Here is a 14,356-nt window from a genome sequence, read left to right on the forward strand (position 1 = left end):
AACCTCCAAGTTAGAGCCGTTTCAAAAGCTTGCCATGCGGCGTTTCCGGCGACAGGCAAAGCGATTTGAAGATGCGCCAATAAAGCGCGATGTCGTGGCCGATCACCGGCTTACCAAGGGCAGTTTCCAGCTGATCGGCCAGATGCAGCGGGCGCTGTGGCAGACCATTCGGGCCGGTTCGGAAATTGCACATCCCGTTGATCAGGATCGCATCGGCCTGCGGTGCCTGTTCGGCGACGTATTCAAAGCTTTTCAGCGCCAGATCGCCGTCAAAGACCCAGCGAAAGCTGTTGACCTCTTCCTGAGTGGCAAACCACCCCTGATCGTGGAAATTACCCGCATAGAGCACGTCGAACCCGGCCTCACGCAGGAAGCTGACGGTGCCCTGCCACCATTCCGGCCAGTGATAGGCGGCGTTCAGCGCGACCTTTTCCACGTTCATCTCACGCAGGGCCTCGACCATGGCGTAACCGGCCATGTGAAAATGGATTCCGTAATTGTCGGACAGATCGGCGCAATGCTGACGGACGCCCTCGACCCCCAGCCCGCAGGCATGGACCCAGTTCGATCCGACCTGCCCGCAGACATCGACGCCGTTGCGGGACATGCAATGGACGAAATCCTCAAGCATCCCGAAGTTCTGCTTTCGCTGGTCCAGCCCGTGCACATAGTCCGGCACATGCAGCATCCAGCCATGCACTCCGACCGTTTCAGGACACATGCGCAGGAAATCCGACGGTGCCGCGTCAAAGTCGAAGGGCGGGCAGGTAAAGCCCACCTGATACGGGAACAGCTTGTGTTCCGGCCGCCACTCCTCGGGCATCAGCATGGGCGGAACACCGCGGTCATCAGTCCACCGCCTCGCGCATCCATTGCTGCAGCCTTGCAATCGAGTGTTCCGACATCACGCCGCAGCCGGGGTCCAGCACCAGCGGCCCAGGCCGATAGCCGCGAGACTTCAGGCCCCGGTGGACGCTTTCGACCAGCCTAATGTCTTCTTCAACCGTTGTTTCGCGATCCTGCACGGCAAGTTGCCGGATAACCGCGCTTTCCGAACCACCCTCGGTATACCAGCCGCGCCAGACTGTGCAGTGATCGGCATCGTTTGCGCGCCAGTGATAGGTATTCAGCACATTGCCCGGATAACACTGGAACGAGAACATCGGCCACAGGAACCACGACTGGTAATCGCCTGCATGGGGCACAGACAGGTCGATGGGATAGGTCATCTTGTCGAGGCTTTGGCACTCGGTCGTGTGGCGCAAAACGTAACCGCCCTCCGCGTCGGGCTGGATGTCATAGGTCTCGGGCTTGACCACACCTTCGGCAAAGGTCGGGTGGTTGCTCGGACAGTGATAGCATTCCGAGTAGTTCTCGATGCTGACCTTCCAATTGCAATTCTCAGGAATTTCGACCCATTCCAGAGGTTCCAGATCGTCGATATGCGGAACAAAGGCGCGGATTTCCTCGCGCACGCCGGGGTACCATTCATCCATTGGCGCGGCGTTGTCGTCGAGGTTGACGAAGATGAAGCCGTTGAAGACCTCGGTTCGAACTGAGGTCAGGCAGATGGTGCTTCGATCAAAGCCGGGGACGGATTTGATGTTGGGTCCGGCGCGTAGTTGGCCGGACAGCTCATAGGTCCAGGCGTGGTAAGGGCAGACGACAACGCGGGTGTTGCCCGCGCCGCTCACCATCTCATGCGCGCGGTGCTGGCAGACATTGTAGAAGGTGCGGATTTCTCCGTCGCGGCCCCGGATGCAGAACAGGTTTTGCCCGGCGATTTCAAAGGCGAAGTAATCGCCCGCTTCCCGGACCTGTGCCACGTGGCCTGCGAATTGCCACGTTCGGGCCAAAAGCCCCCGCATTTCCTGGGCGAAAATCTTCGGATCGGTGTAATAGCGCGCGTCCAGTGAATGGGTCAGGGGTGCGTTCATTCGGGCTCCTCCGCGTAGAGGCCAAGTTGGTGTCTGCGTTGGTGAAACCGTTCCACCCTTTCGACGATTTCATCACTGGACACTGCAATCACGAAGGACAGCAGTGTTTCCAGCAGTGCGATGGTCGAGACGGATGACGGGAAGAATTGTGGGGTGTCGGCGGCCACGACAAAGCCATGCTGCGCGTTCAGAATGACCGGGCTGGCTGGGCTGTCAGAGATACCGATGACGGTCAGGCCTTGCAGCCGCGCCAGCTTGATCGCGTCGATCACTTCGGTCCTGTAGGGGTGGCAGGTGATGGCGATCAGCACATCTTGTTCATCGGCCCAGGCGAGATCATCCACCGGGGTCGATCCGGGGCGGGGGATGGCGTGAAACTGCTTCATCCCCGTTGAGGCAAGGTAGGTGAAATTGCGCGCGTTCGAATTGTTGACGCCCACGCCCAGCGTGAAAATCTGGCGACAATTCCAAATGTCTTCGGCCGCCGCTTTTAGGTTTGCGGCGTCAATCCCGGCAAAGGTTTCTTCGATGTTTCGGATCGCAGCGCCGACCATATCGGCGTAGAGCCCGCCCAGCTCCCCCGATTTTCCGATATCCTGCAACCAGCGGGCACGATCAGGAAACGACACGCCGCCCTGACGAATCGCATCGCGGAACGGGGCGCGGAAATCTTCATAGCCTTCGAACCCCACCTGTCGTGCCATGCGGACAAAGGTGTTGGGTTTGACCTTAGCGGCCTCAGCAATCTCGCGTACGGTCGAAACCCCAACATCCGTTGGGTTTTCCAGCACATAACGCGCGGCTTTCTGGGCCTCGGGGGTGAGGGCGTCCCACTCCTCGGTGAGGCGGTCGAGAACAATTGATGATACATTTGTGTCATTCATGATTGACGATGGTACATTTGTGGAATTAGCCTGTCGAGCAGAAAAGCGACTCGGGAAGAGGAATTGTCATGTCCGAGAAGAATTTGCCCACCCACGCCCGCGTGGTCATTGTCGGAGGCGGCGTCATGGGGGTCGGTCTGGCCTATCATCTGGCGCATGAAGGCTGGGGCGATGATACCGTCCTGCTGGAAAAGGCGGAGCTGACCAGCGGCAGCACCTGGCACGCGGCGGGCCAGATCACGCATTCGACCTCAAGCTTTGGGCTGGGCAAATGCGTGGATTACAATATCGGTCTGTATTCCGGTCAGTTGGAGGCCGAGACCGGCCAGCCCGTCACTTGGCATGGCTGTGGCTCGTTCCGCCTGGCCTATACCGAGGATGAGATGGACTGGCTGCGCCACACCCTGTCGGTGGGTCGGTCGCTGGGATTCAACATCGAACTGGTTGGACCCGACAAGGTGGCCGAACTGCATCCGTTCTACAATCTCGAAGGCGTTTTGGGCGCGTTGCACACGCCGGATGACGGACATGTGGACCCGACAAACGTCACCATGGCGATGGCGACGGGTGCGCGTCAGAAGGGCGTGCAAATCTTCCGCAACTGCCGCGCCACCAACATCACGCAGGCCGACAATGGCGAGTGGGTGGTCGAGACCGAGATGGGCACCATCACCTGCGAGCATGTGGTGAACGCAGGCGGCACCTATGCCCGTCAGATGGGAGAGTGGTCCGGGCTTCAACTGCCCATGACCTCCATGACGCATCATTATTTCGTGACCGAGCCGGTGCCCGAGTTCCAGAATCTGGACACCGAACTGCCGGTGATCCGCGATGACCGGAAAGTCTCGGGCTATATCCGGATGGAGCAGCAGCGCGGGTTGATCGGAATCTATGAAAAGGAAAACCCGAACTCGGTCTGGCATGATCACTGCCCCTGGGAATACGAGAACTGGTTGTTTGACGCAGATTACGACCGGGTGATGCCGTGGCTTGAGGAAAGCCTGAATCGGATGCCGATCTTTGCCGAGCTGGGCATTCAGCGCGATGTGCACGGCGCGATCTCGCATCCGCCGGATGGCAATCCGCTGATCGGACCTGCGCCGGGTGTGCAGAATTACTGGTGCTGCTGTGGGACACAGATCGGTATTGGTTGGGGCCCGGGTCTGACCCGTGAACTGGCGCGTTGGATGGTGCACGGCGCCGCCGATATCTCGATGCGCGAATTCGATCCGCGCCGGTTCGGCAGCTATGCCACCAAGGACTGGCAGGTGATCAAGGCCGAGGAAGACTACTGCCTGCGCCACGAGATTCCGTTCCCGCATTTCAACCGTCTGGAAGGGCGTCCAATCAAACCGTCGCCTCTGTATGAATTGCTGAAATCCAAGGGCGCGGTGCATGAAGAGGTGTATGGCTTTGAACGCCCCCGCTGGTTCGCGAGGGATGGTGTGGAGCAGCGCGATCACTACTCCTTCCGTCGCACCCGCGCCGACGACATGGTCGCGGCAGAGGTCAAAGCGGTGCGCGAACGCGTCGGCATTATGGACGTTACCGCCTTCACTAAAGTCGAGGTCTCGGGACCGGACGCCTATGCTCTGCTGGACAGGTTGACCGCCAACCGGATGCCGCAAAAGGTCGGCTCGATCACGCTGACCCATATGCTGAACCGCCGCGGTCGGATCGAGCTGGAGACCACGATTGTCCGTATGGCTGAAGACCGCTTCTATCTGGTCTGTGCGGCCTTCTTCGAACAGCGTCTGCTGGATCATCTGGAGCAACAGCGCGCGAACGAGGATGTGCAGATCACCGCTCTATCCTCAAATTGGTCCGCCCTTTCACTGAACGGCCCCCGGTCGAGAGACGTGTTGGCGCGCTGCACCGATGCCGATCTGACAAATGCCGGGTTCCGCTGGCTCTCGGCGCAGGAGATCATCATCGCGGGCCACGAGGTCTGGGCCTTCCGCATGTCCTATGCCGGTGAACTGGGGTGGGAGCTGCATATGCCCAACGCCGCCTGCCTCGACGTCTACAACGCGCTTTGGGCAGCAGGTGAGCCGCACGGCATCACCGACTACGGCAGCTTTGCCATGAACGTGATGCGGATGGAAAAGGGTTTCAAAGGCGCAGGCGAGCTGACAAACGAGGTCACTCTGGCCGAGGCTGACGTTCTGCGATTTGCCCGCACTGACAAGGAATACCTGGGCAAGGACAAGACCCTGAACACCGATCTGCCATGGGTCTGCGCCTATCTGGAGATTGAGCCGGATGGTGAGATTGACGGCCACGGTGGCGAAGCGGTCATGCTGGACGGTCGCGTCGTGGGGTCCACCGCCTCGGTGGTCTATGGTCATACGGTCAGCAAAATCCTTGCCTTTGCCTATATCAAGCCCGAGGCCGCAACACCCGGAACCGCTCTGCAAGTCGTAGTCCACGGCAAACCTCGGGCCGCGCGCGTCTTGGGTGAACCAGCTTACGACCCGCAAAGTCTATTACCCCGCACAGACGCCGCATTGGAGACCGCGTGATGAGCCTACCCGACAAAATGAAAGCCATGGTCACAATGGGCCATGGCGGGTTGGAGCAGATGGTCCTGCACGCCGACTGGCCGCGCCCGGAACCTGCGGCCGGAGAGGTTCTGATCAAGGTCGCCGCCTGCGGTCTGAACAACACCGACGTCAACACACGCTCGGGTTGGTATTCAAAGACCGTCTCGGACGCGACCACCGGAGGCGCGTTCGAAGAGGTGGGTGAAGACGATCCCACATGGGGCGGCAACCCGATCACCTTCCCGCGCATTCAGGGCGCCGATATCTGCGGTGAAATCGTGGCCGTGGGTGAAGGCGTAGACAGCGCCCGCATCGGCGAGCGTGTAATTACAGACGGTTGGTTGCGTGACCCAGACGATCCCGAAAACATGGACAAGACCGGGTATTATGGCTCGGAACGGGATGGCGGTTTCGCGGAATATGCCACGACGCTGGCCGTTAACGCTGTTCCGATCAACTCGGATCTGTCGGATGCGGAACTGGCGACCTTCTCTTGTTCCTATTCCACTGCCGAAGGGATGCTGACCCGTGCCAACGTGACCGACAGAGACACCGTTCTTGTGCCCGGAGCCTCCGGCGGCGTCGGCGGCGCACTGGTACAACTGGCCAAGCGGCGCGGTACACGGGTGATTGCGCTGGCGTCCGAGGCAAAGCACGCCGATGTGGCGGAGCTGGGGCCGGACATGATCCTGCCGCGTACGCCTGAAAACCTGCGTGTGGCGCTGGGCGAGGAAAAGATCACCGTTGTCGCCGATGTGGTCGGAGGCCCCTATTGGCCGAACCTGATCGACATTCTGGAACGCGGCGGGCGATATACCTGTTCTGGCGCCATTGCTGGGCCGATGGTCGAATTCGACCTGCGAACCTTCTACCTGCGCGATCTGACCTTCACAGGTTCGACTGTGATCGACCCTCAGGTGATGCGCAACCTCGTAAAGTACATCGAGGCCGGAGAAATCAAACCCGCCCTCGCCGCAAGCTATCCGCTGGAGGAGCTGCGCGAGGCGCAAGCCGCCTTTATCGCCAAACAGCACACCGGGAGTATTGTGGTGATCCCATGACTCTGGACGACGTATTAGAGGCCGCACGGCAATTGCATCAGGAGCATCCCGATCTTTCAGATTTCGGCGTGTGGCCAACGGACCTGACCGCAACCCAATTGAACCCGAGCCATATCCCCGCAGTCGATCTGGTGCGCAATTTCGATGCAGGCGGCAGCGAAGCCACCCGCGCCTTGTCCGACGCGATCAAGGCCACCGCGCATCTGGCCCATTGGAAGGTGACCTATACCGAGGATGAAGTCGGCGCCGATTTCCTCAATCGCTATGGCTATTACGAGTTGTTCGGCCCGACCGGTCATTTCCACTCGACCCAGTTGCGGGGCTACGTGGCCTATTGGGGGGCGGGCCTACACTATGACTGGCACAGCCATCAGGCCGAAGAACTGTATCTGACGCTGGCCGGAGGGGCCGTGTTCCGGGTTGCGGGCGATGACAGCTTTGTCGGGCCGAACCAGACGCGTCACCATGACAGCTGGCAAAGCCACGCGATGACCACAACCGACCAACCGATCCTGACATTTGTCCTCTGGCGCGGCGAAGGCATGGGCGATCTGCCACGGATGGACGCCGCATGAAGATCACCCGCATCCGCGTCTACCAGACCGGTCTGCCCTATGTGGGCGGGGCTTACGTCTGGGGTGCGGGCAATGCGATTGAAACGGCCATTGCTTCGGTCGTGGTCATCGATACCGATGCTGGTTTGCAGGGCTGTGGAGAGTTCACGCCTTGTGGCGAGAACTACATGGTCGCCCATTCCGAGGGCGTGGCGGCGCTGGCACGGCTGGTAGCACCGTCGCTGTTGGGGGAGGATCCACGGCAGGTCGGGCGGGTCGAGCAGTTGCTGGATCATCTGGTACAGGGGCACGGCTACGCCAAGGCACCGTTCGACGCGGCGTGCTGGGATATTCTTGGGCAGGCCTGTGATCAGCCGGTCTGGATGCTGCTGGGGGGCAAGCTGACCGATGGTGCCCCGATGTACCGGGTGGCGCCTCAAAAGGTGGTGGATGAGACCGTGGCTGAGATGAATGCCTATCGGGATCAGGGCTATCGCCAGTTTCAGATCAAGGTCGGCGGCGACTGGGTCACTGACATTGACCGCATCCGAACCACAGTGCCTTTGCTGCAACCGGGTGAAAAAGCGATGGCCGACGCCAATCAGGGCTGGCGTGTGGACAATGCGATCCGGGTGGCGCGGGCAACGCGCGATCTGGATTTCATTCTGGAACAGCCCTGCCGCACCTATGAGGAATGCCAGCAGGTGCGCCGAGTCGCCGAACAGCCAATGAAGCTGGATGAATGCGTCACCGGGATCCACATGGCACAGCGCATCGTCGTGGATCGCGGGGCCGAGATCTGCTGCCTGAAAATCTCGAACCTCGGCGGCCTCAGCAAGGCGCGGCGGGTGCGGGATTATCTGGTAGAAAACCGCATTCCCGTTGTCAGCGAGGACACCTGGGGCGGAGAGATCACCACCTCGGTCGTGGCGCATTTCGCAGCCTCGACCCCCGGGGAATTCCTGCAAAACACCACCGACCTGATGAACTATAACACCCGGTCCACCGGGATCGGTGGGCCAGTGTCCCGAGATGGCAAGCTTTACGCCTCTGATACACCCGGACTGGGTGTGTCCCCGGATTTCGAAAGCCTTGGCCCACCGATTGAGGAGTTCAGCTTATGAGACAACAAGCCGTTGCCACTCAGATGATTGACGATGAGCGGGTACGCGTAACGCGGTTCGACTTCATGCCCGGTGCAGAAACGGGATGGCACCGCCATACGATGGATTACGTCATCACGGCCATCACCGACTGCCAAATGCGTCTGGAATTGCCCGATGGATCGGTCAGTGACGTAACGGTTCCCGCTGGAACAACGTATCGACGCGATGAAGGGGTCGAACACAACGTAATCAACGCGGCGGACACCCCAATGTCCTTTGTCGAAGTGGAGCTGAAATGAAGATCACCCGGATATCGGTTTTCCAAGTCGACTTGCCGCTGGAGCATCCCTATTGGCTGTCCGGCGGGCGACTGAAGTTCGAAACGCTCGACGCGACGCTGGTGAAAATCGAAACTGATGCAGGGCTTAGCGGTTGGGGAGAGGGCACACCTTGGGGGCATACCTACGTGCCCGCACATGGGCCGGGTATCCGCGCGGGAATTGAAACGATGGCACCGTTCATTCTGGGCTTTGATCCGCGTAAGGTGCTGGAGGTGGAGCGTGCAATGGACCTCGCGCTGCCCGGGCACCTCTACGCCAAAAGCCCGATCGACATGGCCTGCTGGGATATCTCCGGTCAGGCGGCGGGCCTGCCAATCGCTGATTTGATGGGGGGCGGGTCACGCTCGCCGCGCCCAATTGCTTCTTCGGTCGGAGCCAAGACCATCGAAGAAACCCGTGAGGTGATGGAGCGTTATCGCAGCCGCGGCTACATCGCCCATTCGGTGAAGATCGGCGGCGATGTGGAACGTGACATCGCCCGCGTCCGCGACGTGGAAAGCATCCGGCGTCCGGGTGAGATCATTCTCTACGACGTCAATCGCGGCTGGACCCGGCAACAGGCCCTGCGGGTGATGAGCGCCTGCGAGAACCTGAACGTTATGTTCGAACAACCCGGCGAGACGCTGGATGATATCGCCGCAATCGCAGGCCGTCATGCCTCACCCGTGTCGGTGGATGAAAGTCTTGTCACACTGCAAGATGCTGCCCGCATTGCCCGCGACGGTCTGGCCGAGATATTCGGGATCAAGCTGAACCGAGTCGGCGGCCTGACCAAAGCCGCACGGATGCGGGATATCGCGCTGGCGCATGGGATCGACATATTCGTGATGGCGACCGGTGGCACAGTTCTGGCCGATACCGAAGCGCTGCATTTGGCCGCCACCATCCCGGATGACAATTGCCACGCCGTCTGGGCCTGTCAGGACATGATCACCGTCGATATCGCCGGCGGTCGCGGGCCGCGAAACATCGACGGCCACCTGCGCCTGCCGGAAACGCCCGGCCTCGGCGTACACCCCGACGAAGACACCTTGGGCAACCCAGTCGCAACCTACGAGGCCCCGTGATGATCCGCCTCTTCATCTGGCTAAAAATGTCCTGGGGCGTGAATTGGCCGCAGGCCAAGAGAGGGGCTGGCCCCTCTGACAAAATCGCGCCCAAACGCAAAGGATGGGTTGAATGAAAATCAAAAAGATAACCCTCTGGTCCGTCGACCTGACCAGCCATGAAACCTATCATATGGCCGAGGGCAAAACCTGCGCGACCGTGACCTCGCATATCCTGTGTCTTGAAACGGATAGCGGTCTGAAAGGCTGGGGCGAGGTCTGCCCGATTCCGCATTACCTGCCCGCTTATGCGGGCGGTGTACCGGCTGCTATCACGGAAATGGGGCCGGAAATTCTGGGCATGTCCCCATTTGGGGTCGATGCGCCGATGCGCAAGCTGGACGGGTTTCTACAGGGGCACCGCTATGCCAAGTCCATGGTCGACATTGCCCTGTGGGATCTGTTCGGGCAGGCCACCGGCCAACCGGTTTATGTCTTGCTGGGTGGACGGGCGCGCAAGGACATGCCGCTCTATCATTCGATCACCTGTATCGCACCGGATGAGATGGCCCGCATCGCCCAGACCGCCTATCAGACCGGAATCCGCCAGTTTCAGGTCAAGCTGGGCGTGGAAGGCGATTGGCAGGCCGATGCCGAACGTCTGATCAAGGTGCGTGAGGCCGTGGGGCCGGGGCCGCTGGTCTATGGAGACTGGAACTGCGGCGCGTCGCGCTTGCAGGCCACGCGAACAGGGCGTGCTGTGGCGCACCTGGACGTGATGCTGGAACAGCCCTGCAAAACGCTGGAAGATTGCGCCGCCGTAAGGCAGGCCACCGGTCTGCCGATGAAGATCGACGAGAACGCCTACGATCTGGCCTCGCTGCTGCGCGCGCATGAGCTGGGCTGCATGGATGCTGTCGCTTTGAAACTGTCGAAATTCGGCGGGCTGTCGGCCATGCGCCGGGCGCGGGACCTGACCGTGCATTTGGGCGCCGAGATTTGCGCCGAATGCACTTGGGGGTCGGATATCGTCACGGCTGCCTCGCTGCATTTCGCGGCCTCGACTCCGCATGGATCGCTGCTGAACACCTGTGATTTGTCCTCGTATGTGGCCCCGCGCATTTGCTCGGACGCACCAAACCGTGAAGAGGGCCGGATTGCCCCGCCCGAAGGTCCGGGGTTAGGTGTGACCCCGGACCCCGAAATCCTTGGTTCCCCGATATTGGAGATCGTGTGAGATGCTGAAGATCAACACTCAATCCGAATGGATCACCCGCGCGAATGAGGTTCTGCCCGCCGGGGGGTTTGGCAATTTCGACCCCGGCATCATCATCGCTCGCGGCGACGGCAGCCGTGTCTGGGATGAGGATGGGAATGAATATATCGATTATCTGATCGGTTCCGGTCCGATGCTGCTGGGCCATGGCCACCCTGCGGTGATGGAAGCCGTGCTGGAACAGCTGCCCAAGGGCATGACCTTCTTTGCCAACAACTCCAAGGGCATCGAACTGGCCGAAGCCATCGTCGAGGCCGTGCCCTGCTGCGAACAGGTGCGCTTTGTCGCCTCGGGCGGTGAGGCGGACATGTATGCGATCCGTCTGGCCCGCGCCTATACCGGGCGCAACAAGATCTTGAAATTCGAAGGCGGCTATCACGGGATGAGCGCCGAGGCACAGATGAGCCTCGCCCCCAGCCGTAGGGTCAACTTCCCTCAGGCCGTGCCGGACAGTGCCGGTATTCCCGACAGCGTGGCCGAACAGATGCTGATCGCGCCCTACAATGACCTTGAGGCTGTCGCGGCGCTGTTGGATGAACATGACGACATCGCCGCGATCATGGTCGAACCGCTGCAGCGGATCATTCCGCCACTGCACGGATACCTGCAGGGTCTGCGTGATCTGTGTGACAAGCACAGCGTTCTGCTGATTTTTGATGAGATCGTGACAGGGTTCCGGCTGGCCTATGGAGGCGCACAGGAGAGATACGGGGTGAAACCCGATATCTGCACGTTGGGCAAGATCATCGGTGGTGGCTTCCCTCTGGCCGCGCTGGGCGCTAGCGCCGAGATCATGAAGCATTTCGACAAGGCGCAGGTGGGCGAGGAAGGCTGGCTGATGCAGCTGGGCACTTTGTCCGGAAACCCGGTGGCCTCGGTCGCGGGCTTGAAAACCATGGAGATCCTGCGGCGTGATGGCGTCTATGATCAGCTCCGTGCGACCGGGGCTGCACTGCAGCAGATGCAAGTGGATGCGCTGGCCAAAGCAGGTGTTCCGCATCAGATCGTCGGAGATGAAACGCTGTTCGACATCTATTTTACCGATGCCGTCTGTCGCGACTATCGCAGCGCCAAACATGACGACCCTGCCCGCAACACACTCTACAACGATACGTTGCGTGCCCATGGGATATTCAAATCCCCGGGCAAGCTGTATCCGTCGTTGGCTGTGACCGACGCCGATCTGGAGCAAACCCGAATGGCCGTTGATAAGGCCGTGCAGGCGATCTGCGCTGTCTGATACCCTGATCTGAAAAGAAGTGGGCCGCTGTCGAAATATGACAGCGGCCCTAACCGATCAGTGATTTGGTTCAGTCTCGCCCCCTCGAATACCACTTAAGCGAATATACTGAAAAAACTTTCGACTTTATCGAGACTGTTCCTTCATCTCATCGGTATGACACCTTAATGCCAGACCGGGATGCAACCTACAGTGAAGTAATTCACATTACGCGAATTTTCTTTAATTTCTCCATTCGAAGAAGCCTGGACCAGCCTTTTGCAACAGCGAATGAGCCATTGCACGGCCCATTTCGGCACCGTCGGCAATTGCGCTGGTGAGATCTTCGGAAATTGCCTCAGAACCATCTGGGCGCAGCACTTCGCCACGCAGGCGCAGCTGATCACCCTGAACTTCAGCCAGCCCGGCGATAGGTGTCTCGCACGAGCCATCCAGCGCTGCAAGCAGGGCGCGTTCGGCGGCAAGGCGCTGGCCGGTTTCGGTGTGCTGGATCGCCTCAAGCATACCCGCAGCGCGGGAATCATCGCGGCGCCGCTCGATGCCGATTGTGCCCTGCGCGATGGCGGGCAGCATGTCCTCAGGCGCGATGGCGGTGGCGGGGACGTCGTCCATGTTCAGGCGGCGGATGCCAGCCATGGCCAGAAACGTGCAGTCAGCCACGCCGTCGGCCAGTTTCTTCAGCCGGGTCTGAACGTTGCCGCGGAACTCGACCACATTCAGATCGGGCCGCCGGTTCAGCAGTTGCGCCCGGCGGCGCAGAGATGAGGTGCCGACCACCGCGCCCTGCGGCAGGTCGTGGATTGAACTCAGGCTGGGTGAAATGAACGCGTCGCGCACATCCTCACGCGGCAGGAAGGTGTCCAGCACCAGCCCCTCGGGCTGTTCCACCGGCATGTCTTTGGTGGAATGCACCGCGATGTCGATATCGCCGCGCAGCATCGCCTCTTCGATTTCCTTGGTGAACAGGCCCTTGTTGCCGATCTCTTTCAGCGGGCGGTCCGCGTCGATCATGGCGCGGTTGTCGCCGGTGGTTTTAATCACCACGATCTCGAACGCCTCTTCGGGCAGGTCGAAGGCCGTGCCCAGCCGTTGCCGGGTTTCATAGGCTTGCGCCAGCGCCAGGGGCGAACCACGGGTGCCGATCTTGAGCGGTGAGGCGGGTGTGGGCAGGTTCAGTGTCATGCGCACAGCTTTAGTCGCGTCACATTGCCCTGACAATGGGGGCATGGCTTGACAAATTGCCGCCGAAGGATGACCCGTTGCGGCAAACCGGATGATTGGGGGTAAAGATGGCCGAGACAAAGAAACTGCTGCGGGCGCTGGCGGGCGAGGTACAGGACGTGCCGCCGATCTGGATGATGCGTCAGGCCGGGCGGTATCTGCCGGAATACCGGGCGACTCGGGCGCAGGCCGGAGATTTCCTGTCGCTGTGCTACAATCCGGAACTGGCCGCCGAGGTGACCCTGCAGCCGATCCGCCGCTATGGGTTCGATGCGGCGATTCTGTTTGCTGATATCCTGCTGGTGCCACAGGCGCTGGGCGCAGACCTGTGGTTTGTCACCGGAGAAGGTCCGCGCCTGTCGACGATCACACAGCAATCCGAATTCGATGCGCTGAAACCGGTTGATGCCATTCACGAGACCCTGTCGCCGGTCTATGAGACGGTGCGCATTCTGTCACGGGAATTGCCGTCCGAGACGACTCTGATCGGGTTTGCGGGTGCGCCGTGGACGGTTGCGACCTACATGATCGCCGGGCGCGGCACGCCAGACCAAGGACCGGCCCATGCGCTGCGCGAAGAAAACACCGCCCTGTTCGAGGCGCTATTGGAGCGGATCACGCTGGCGACCATCGAGTACCTCTCGGCCCAGATCGAAGCCGGGGCCGAAGTGGTCAAGATTTTTGACAGCTGGGCCGGGTCGCTGAAAGGCGACGCCTTTCAGAAATATGCGGTCGAGCCCTGCCGCGTGATTACGCAGGCCATCAAGGAACGCCATCCCGGCATCCCGGTGATCGGCTTCCCGCGTGAGGCGGGCGATGGGTATATCGGGTTCGCCAAGGCAACCGGTGTGGATTGTGTAGCGCTGGACAACTCGGTGTTGCCGGAATGGGCGGCCGAGCATGTGCAGGCGGATGGCTGCGTTCAGGGCAACCTGGCCTCGTCGCATATGGTGACCGGCAGGCAGGCGCTGGTGGATGAGACGCGGCGGATTGTCGAGGCGTTTTCGAAAGGGCCGCATATCTTCAATCTCGGTCACGGGATCACACCAGATGCGGATCCGGAAAACGTGCAACTGATGATCGACACGGTGCGCGGGCGGTAAGCAAGGGAAGGGGGCCAGCCCCCTTCTTGGCCTGCGGCCAATTC

The 14,356-nt window shown here is 60.6% G+C and carries 13 protein-coding genes; 9 read left to right on the forward strand and 4 right to left on the reverse strand.

The window, feature by feature from the left end; genetic code table 11:
* Positions 1-10 precede the first annotated feature (10 nt).
* Genes GOW98_RS14075 through GOW98_RS14085 form a run of 3 tightly spaced genes read right to left on the reverse strand, consistent with a single transcriptional unit; the run spans position 11 to position 2,821 of the window.
* On the reverse strand, positions 11-829 hold the full coding sequence (locus GOW98_RS14075) for a hypothetical protein (RefSeq protein WP_170333094.1): 819 nt from the start codon (positions 827-829) through the stop codon (positions 11-13).
* A 19-nt stretch (positions 830-848) separates the two neighbouring features.
* On the reverse strand, positions 849-1,937 hold the full coding sequence (locus GOW98_RS14080) for an aromatic ring-hydroxylating oxygenase subunit alpha (RefSeq protein WP_170333096.1): 1,089 nt from the start codon (positions 1,935-1,937) through the stop codon (positions 849-851).
* Positions 1,934-2,821 carry a MurR/RpiR family transcriptional regulator gene (locus GOW98_RS14085; RefSeq protein WP_170333098.1) on the reverse strand — a complete coding sequence of 296 codons (888 nt, stop codon included), beginning with the start codon at positions 2,819-2,821 and terminating at the stop codon, positions 1,934-1,936. Before GOW98_RS14085 ends, GOW98_RS14080 begins: the two co-directional genes overlap by 4 nt.
* A 68-nt stretch (positions 2,822-2,889) precedes the next feature.
* Between GOW98_RS14085 and GOW98_RS14090 the strand changes: the two genes are divergently transcribed.
* The 8 genes from GOW98_RS14090 to GOW98_RS14125 all read left to right on the forward strand — a co-directional run bounded on the left by GOW98_RS14090 (position 2,890) and on the right by GOW98_RS14125 (position 11,988).
* Complete coding sequence (locus GOW98_RS14090; RefSeq protein WP_170333101.1) at positions 2,890-5,343, forward strand: FAD-dependent oxidoreductase; 2,454 nt, start codon at positions 2,890-2,892, stop codon at positions 5,341-5,343.
* Positions 5,343-6,425 (forward strand): alcohol dehydrogenase family protein, encoded by a 1,083-nt coding sequence (locus GOW98_RS14095; protein WP_254438015.1) that lies wholly within the window; start codon positions 5,343-5,345, stop codon positions 6,423-6,425. Before GOW98_RS14090 ends, GOW98_RS14095 begins: the two co-directional genes overlap by 1 nt.
* On the forward strand, positions 6,422-7,000 hold the full coding sequence (locus tag GOW98_RS14100; protein WP_170333105.1) for a dimethylsulfonioproprionate lyase family protein: 579 nt from the start codon (positions 6,422-6,424) through the stop codon (positions 6,998-7,000). The genes GOW98_RS14095 and GOW98_RS14100 overlap by 4 nt, the downstream gene beginning before the upstream one ends.
* Positions 6,997-8,103, forward strand: a complete 1,107-nt coding sequence (locus GOW98_RS14105; RefSeq protein WP_170333107.1) for a mandelate racemase/muconate lactonizing enzyme family protein — start codon at positions 6,997-6,999, stop codon at positions 8,101-8,103. Before GOW98_RS14100 ends, GOW98_RS14105 begins: the two co-directional genes overlap by 4 nt.
* Positions 8,100-8,384 (forward strand): cupin domain-containing protein, encoded by a 285-nt coding sequence (locus GOW98_RS14110; protein WP_254438016.1) that lies wholly within the window; start codon positions 8,100-8,102, stop codon positions 8,382-8,384. Before GOW98_RS14105 ends, GOW98_RS14110 begins: the two co-directional genes overlap by 4 nt.
* The gene (locus tag GOW98_RS14115; protein ID WP_170333110.1) at positions 8,381-9,493 is read left to right on the forward strand and encodes a mandelate racemase/muconate lactonizing enzyme family protein; all 1,113 of its coding nucleotides are present in this window, start codon (positions 8,381-8,383) and stop codon (positions 9,491-9,493) included. Before GOW98_RS14110 ends, GOW98_RS14115 begins: the two co-directional genes overlap by 4 nt.
* A 112-nt stretch (positions 9,494-9,605) precedes the next feature.
* Entirely contained in the window at positions 9,606-10,709 is a 1,104-nt protein-coding gene (locus tag GOW98_RS14120; RefSeq protein ID WP_170333112.1) for a mandelate racemase/muconate lactonizing enzyme family protein, read from the forward strand.
* A gap of 1 nt (position 10,710) precedes the next feature.
* Positions 10,711-11,988: an aspartate aminotransferase family protein gene (locus tag GOW98_RS14125; RefSeq protein ID WP_170333113.1), complete on the forward strand. Its 1,278-nt coding sequence runs from the start codon at positions 10,711-10,713 to the stop codon at positions 11,986-11,988.
* Positions 11,989-12,210: 222 nt separating this feature from the next.
* Here the strand turns inward: GOW98_RS14125 and hemC are convergent, their stop codons facing one another.
* Positions 12,211-13,170 carry a hydroxymethylbilane synthase gene (gene hemC / locus GOW98_RS14130; RefSeq protein ID WP_170333116.1) on the reverse strand — a complete coding sequence of 320 codons (960 nt, stop codon included), beginning with the start codon at positions 13,168-13,170 and terminating at the stop codon, positions 12,211-12,213.
* A 107-nt stretch (positions 13,171-13,277) separates the two neighbouring features.
* On the opposite strand from hemC, the gene hemE reads away from it, so the two are divergent.
* Positions 13,278-14,312 carry a uroporphyrinogen decarboxylase gene (hemE, locus tag GOW98_RS14135; protein WP_170333118.1) on the forward strand — a complete coding sequence of 345 codons (1,035 nt, stop codon included), beginning with the start codon at positions 13,278-13,280 and terminating at the stop codon, positions 14,310-14,312.
* Positions 14,313-14,356 lie beyond the last annotated feature (44 nt).

Source organism: Ruegeria arenilitoris, assembly GCF_013032445.1.
GTDB classification, from domain to species: Bacteria; Pseudomonadota; Alphaproteobacteria; order Rhodobacterales; family Rhodobacteraceae; genus Ruegeria; species Ruegeria arenilitoris_F.

What these genes read in the sequence shown, in the direction of transcription:
- hemC (WP_170333116.1), bottom strand. Translation starts at nt 13,170, where the DNA reads ATGACACTGAACCTGCCCACACCCGCCTCACCGCTCAAGATCGGCACC.
- GOW98_RS14110 (WP_254438016.1), top strand. Translation starts at nt 8,100, where the DNA reads ATGAGACAACAAGCCGTTGCCACTCAGATGATTGACGATGAGCGGGTA.
- GOW98_RS14080 (WP_170333096.1), bottom strand. Translation starts at nt 1,937, where the DNA reads ATGAACGCACCCCTGACCCATTCACTGGACGCGCGCTATTACACCGAT.
- hemE (WP_170333118.1), top strand. Translation starts at nt 13,278, where the DNA reads ATGGCCGAGACAAAGAAACTGCTGCGGGCGCTGGCGGGCGAGGTACAG.
- GOW98_RS14100 (WP_170333105.1), top strand. Translation starts at nt 6,422, where the DNA reads ATGACTCTGGACGACGTATTAGAGGCCGCACGGCAATTGCATCAGGAG.
- GOW98_RS14105 (WP_170333107.1), top strand. Translation starts at nt 6,997, where the DNA reads ATGAAGATCACCCGCATCCGCGTCTACCAGACCGGTCTGCCCTATGTG.
- GOW98_RS14120 (WP_170333112.1), top strand. Translation starts at nt 9,606, where the DNA reads ATGAAAATCAAAAAGATAACCCTCTGGTCCGTCGACCTGACCAGCCAT.
- GOW98_RS14115 (WP_170333110.1), top strand. Translation starts at nt 8,381, where the DNA reads ATGAAGATCACCCGGATATCGGTTTTCCAAGTCGACTTGCCGCTGGAG.
- GOW98_RS14075 (WP_170333094.1), bottom strand. Translation starts at nt 829, where the DNA reads ATGCTGATGCCCGAGGAGTGGCGGCCGGAACACAAGCTGTTCCCGTAT.
- GOW98_RS14090 (WP_170333101.1), top strand. Translation starts at nt 2,890, where the DNA reads ATGTCCGAGAAGAATTTGCCCACCCACGCCCGCGTGGTCATTGTCGGA.
- GOW98_RS14125 (WP_170333113.1), top strand. Translation starts at nt 10,711, where the DNA reads ATGCTGAAGATCAACACTCAATCCGAATGGATCACCCGCGCGAATGAG.
- GOW98_RS14095 (WP_254438015.1), top strand. Translation starts at nt 5,343, where the DNA reads ATGAGCCTACCCGACAAAATGAAAGCCATGGTCACAATGGGCCATGGC.
- GOW98_RS14085 (WP_170333098.1), bottom strand. Translation starts at nt 2,821, where the DNA reads ATGAATGACACAAATGTATCATCAATTGTTCTCGACCGCCTCACCGAG.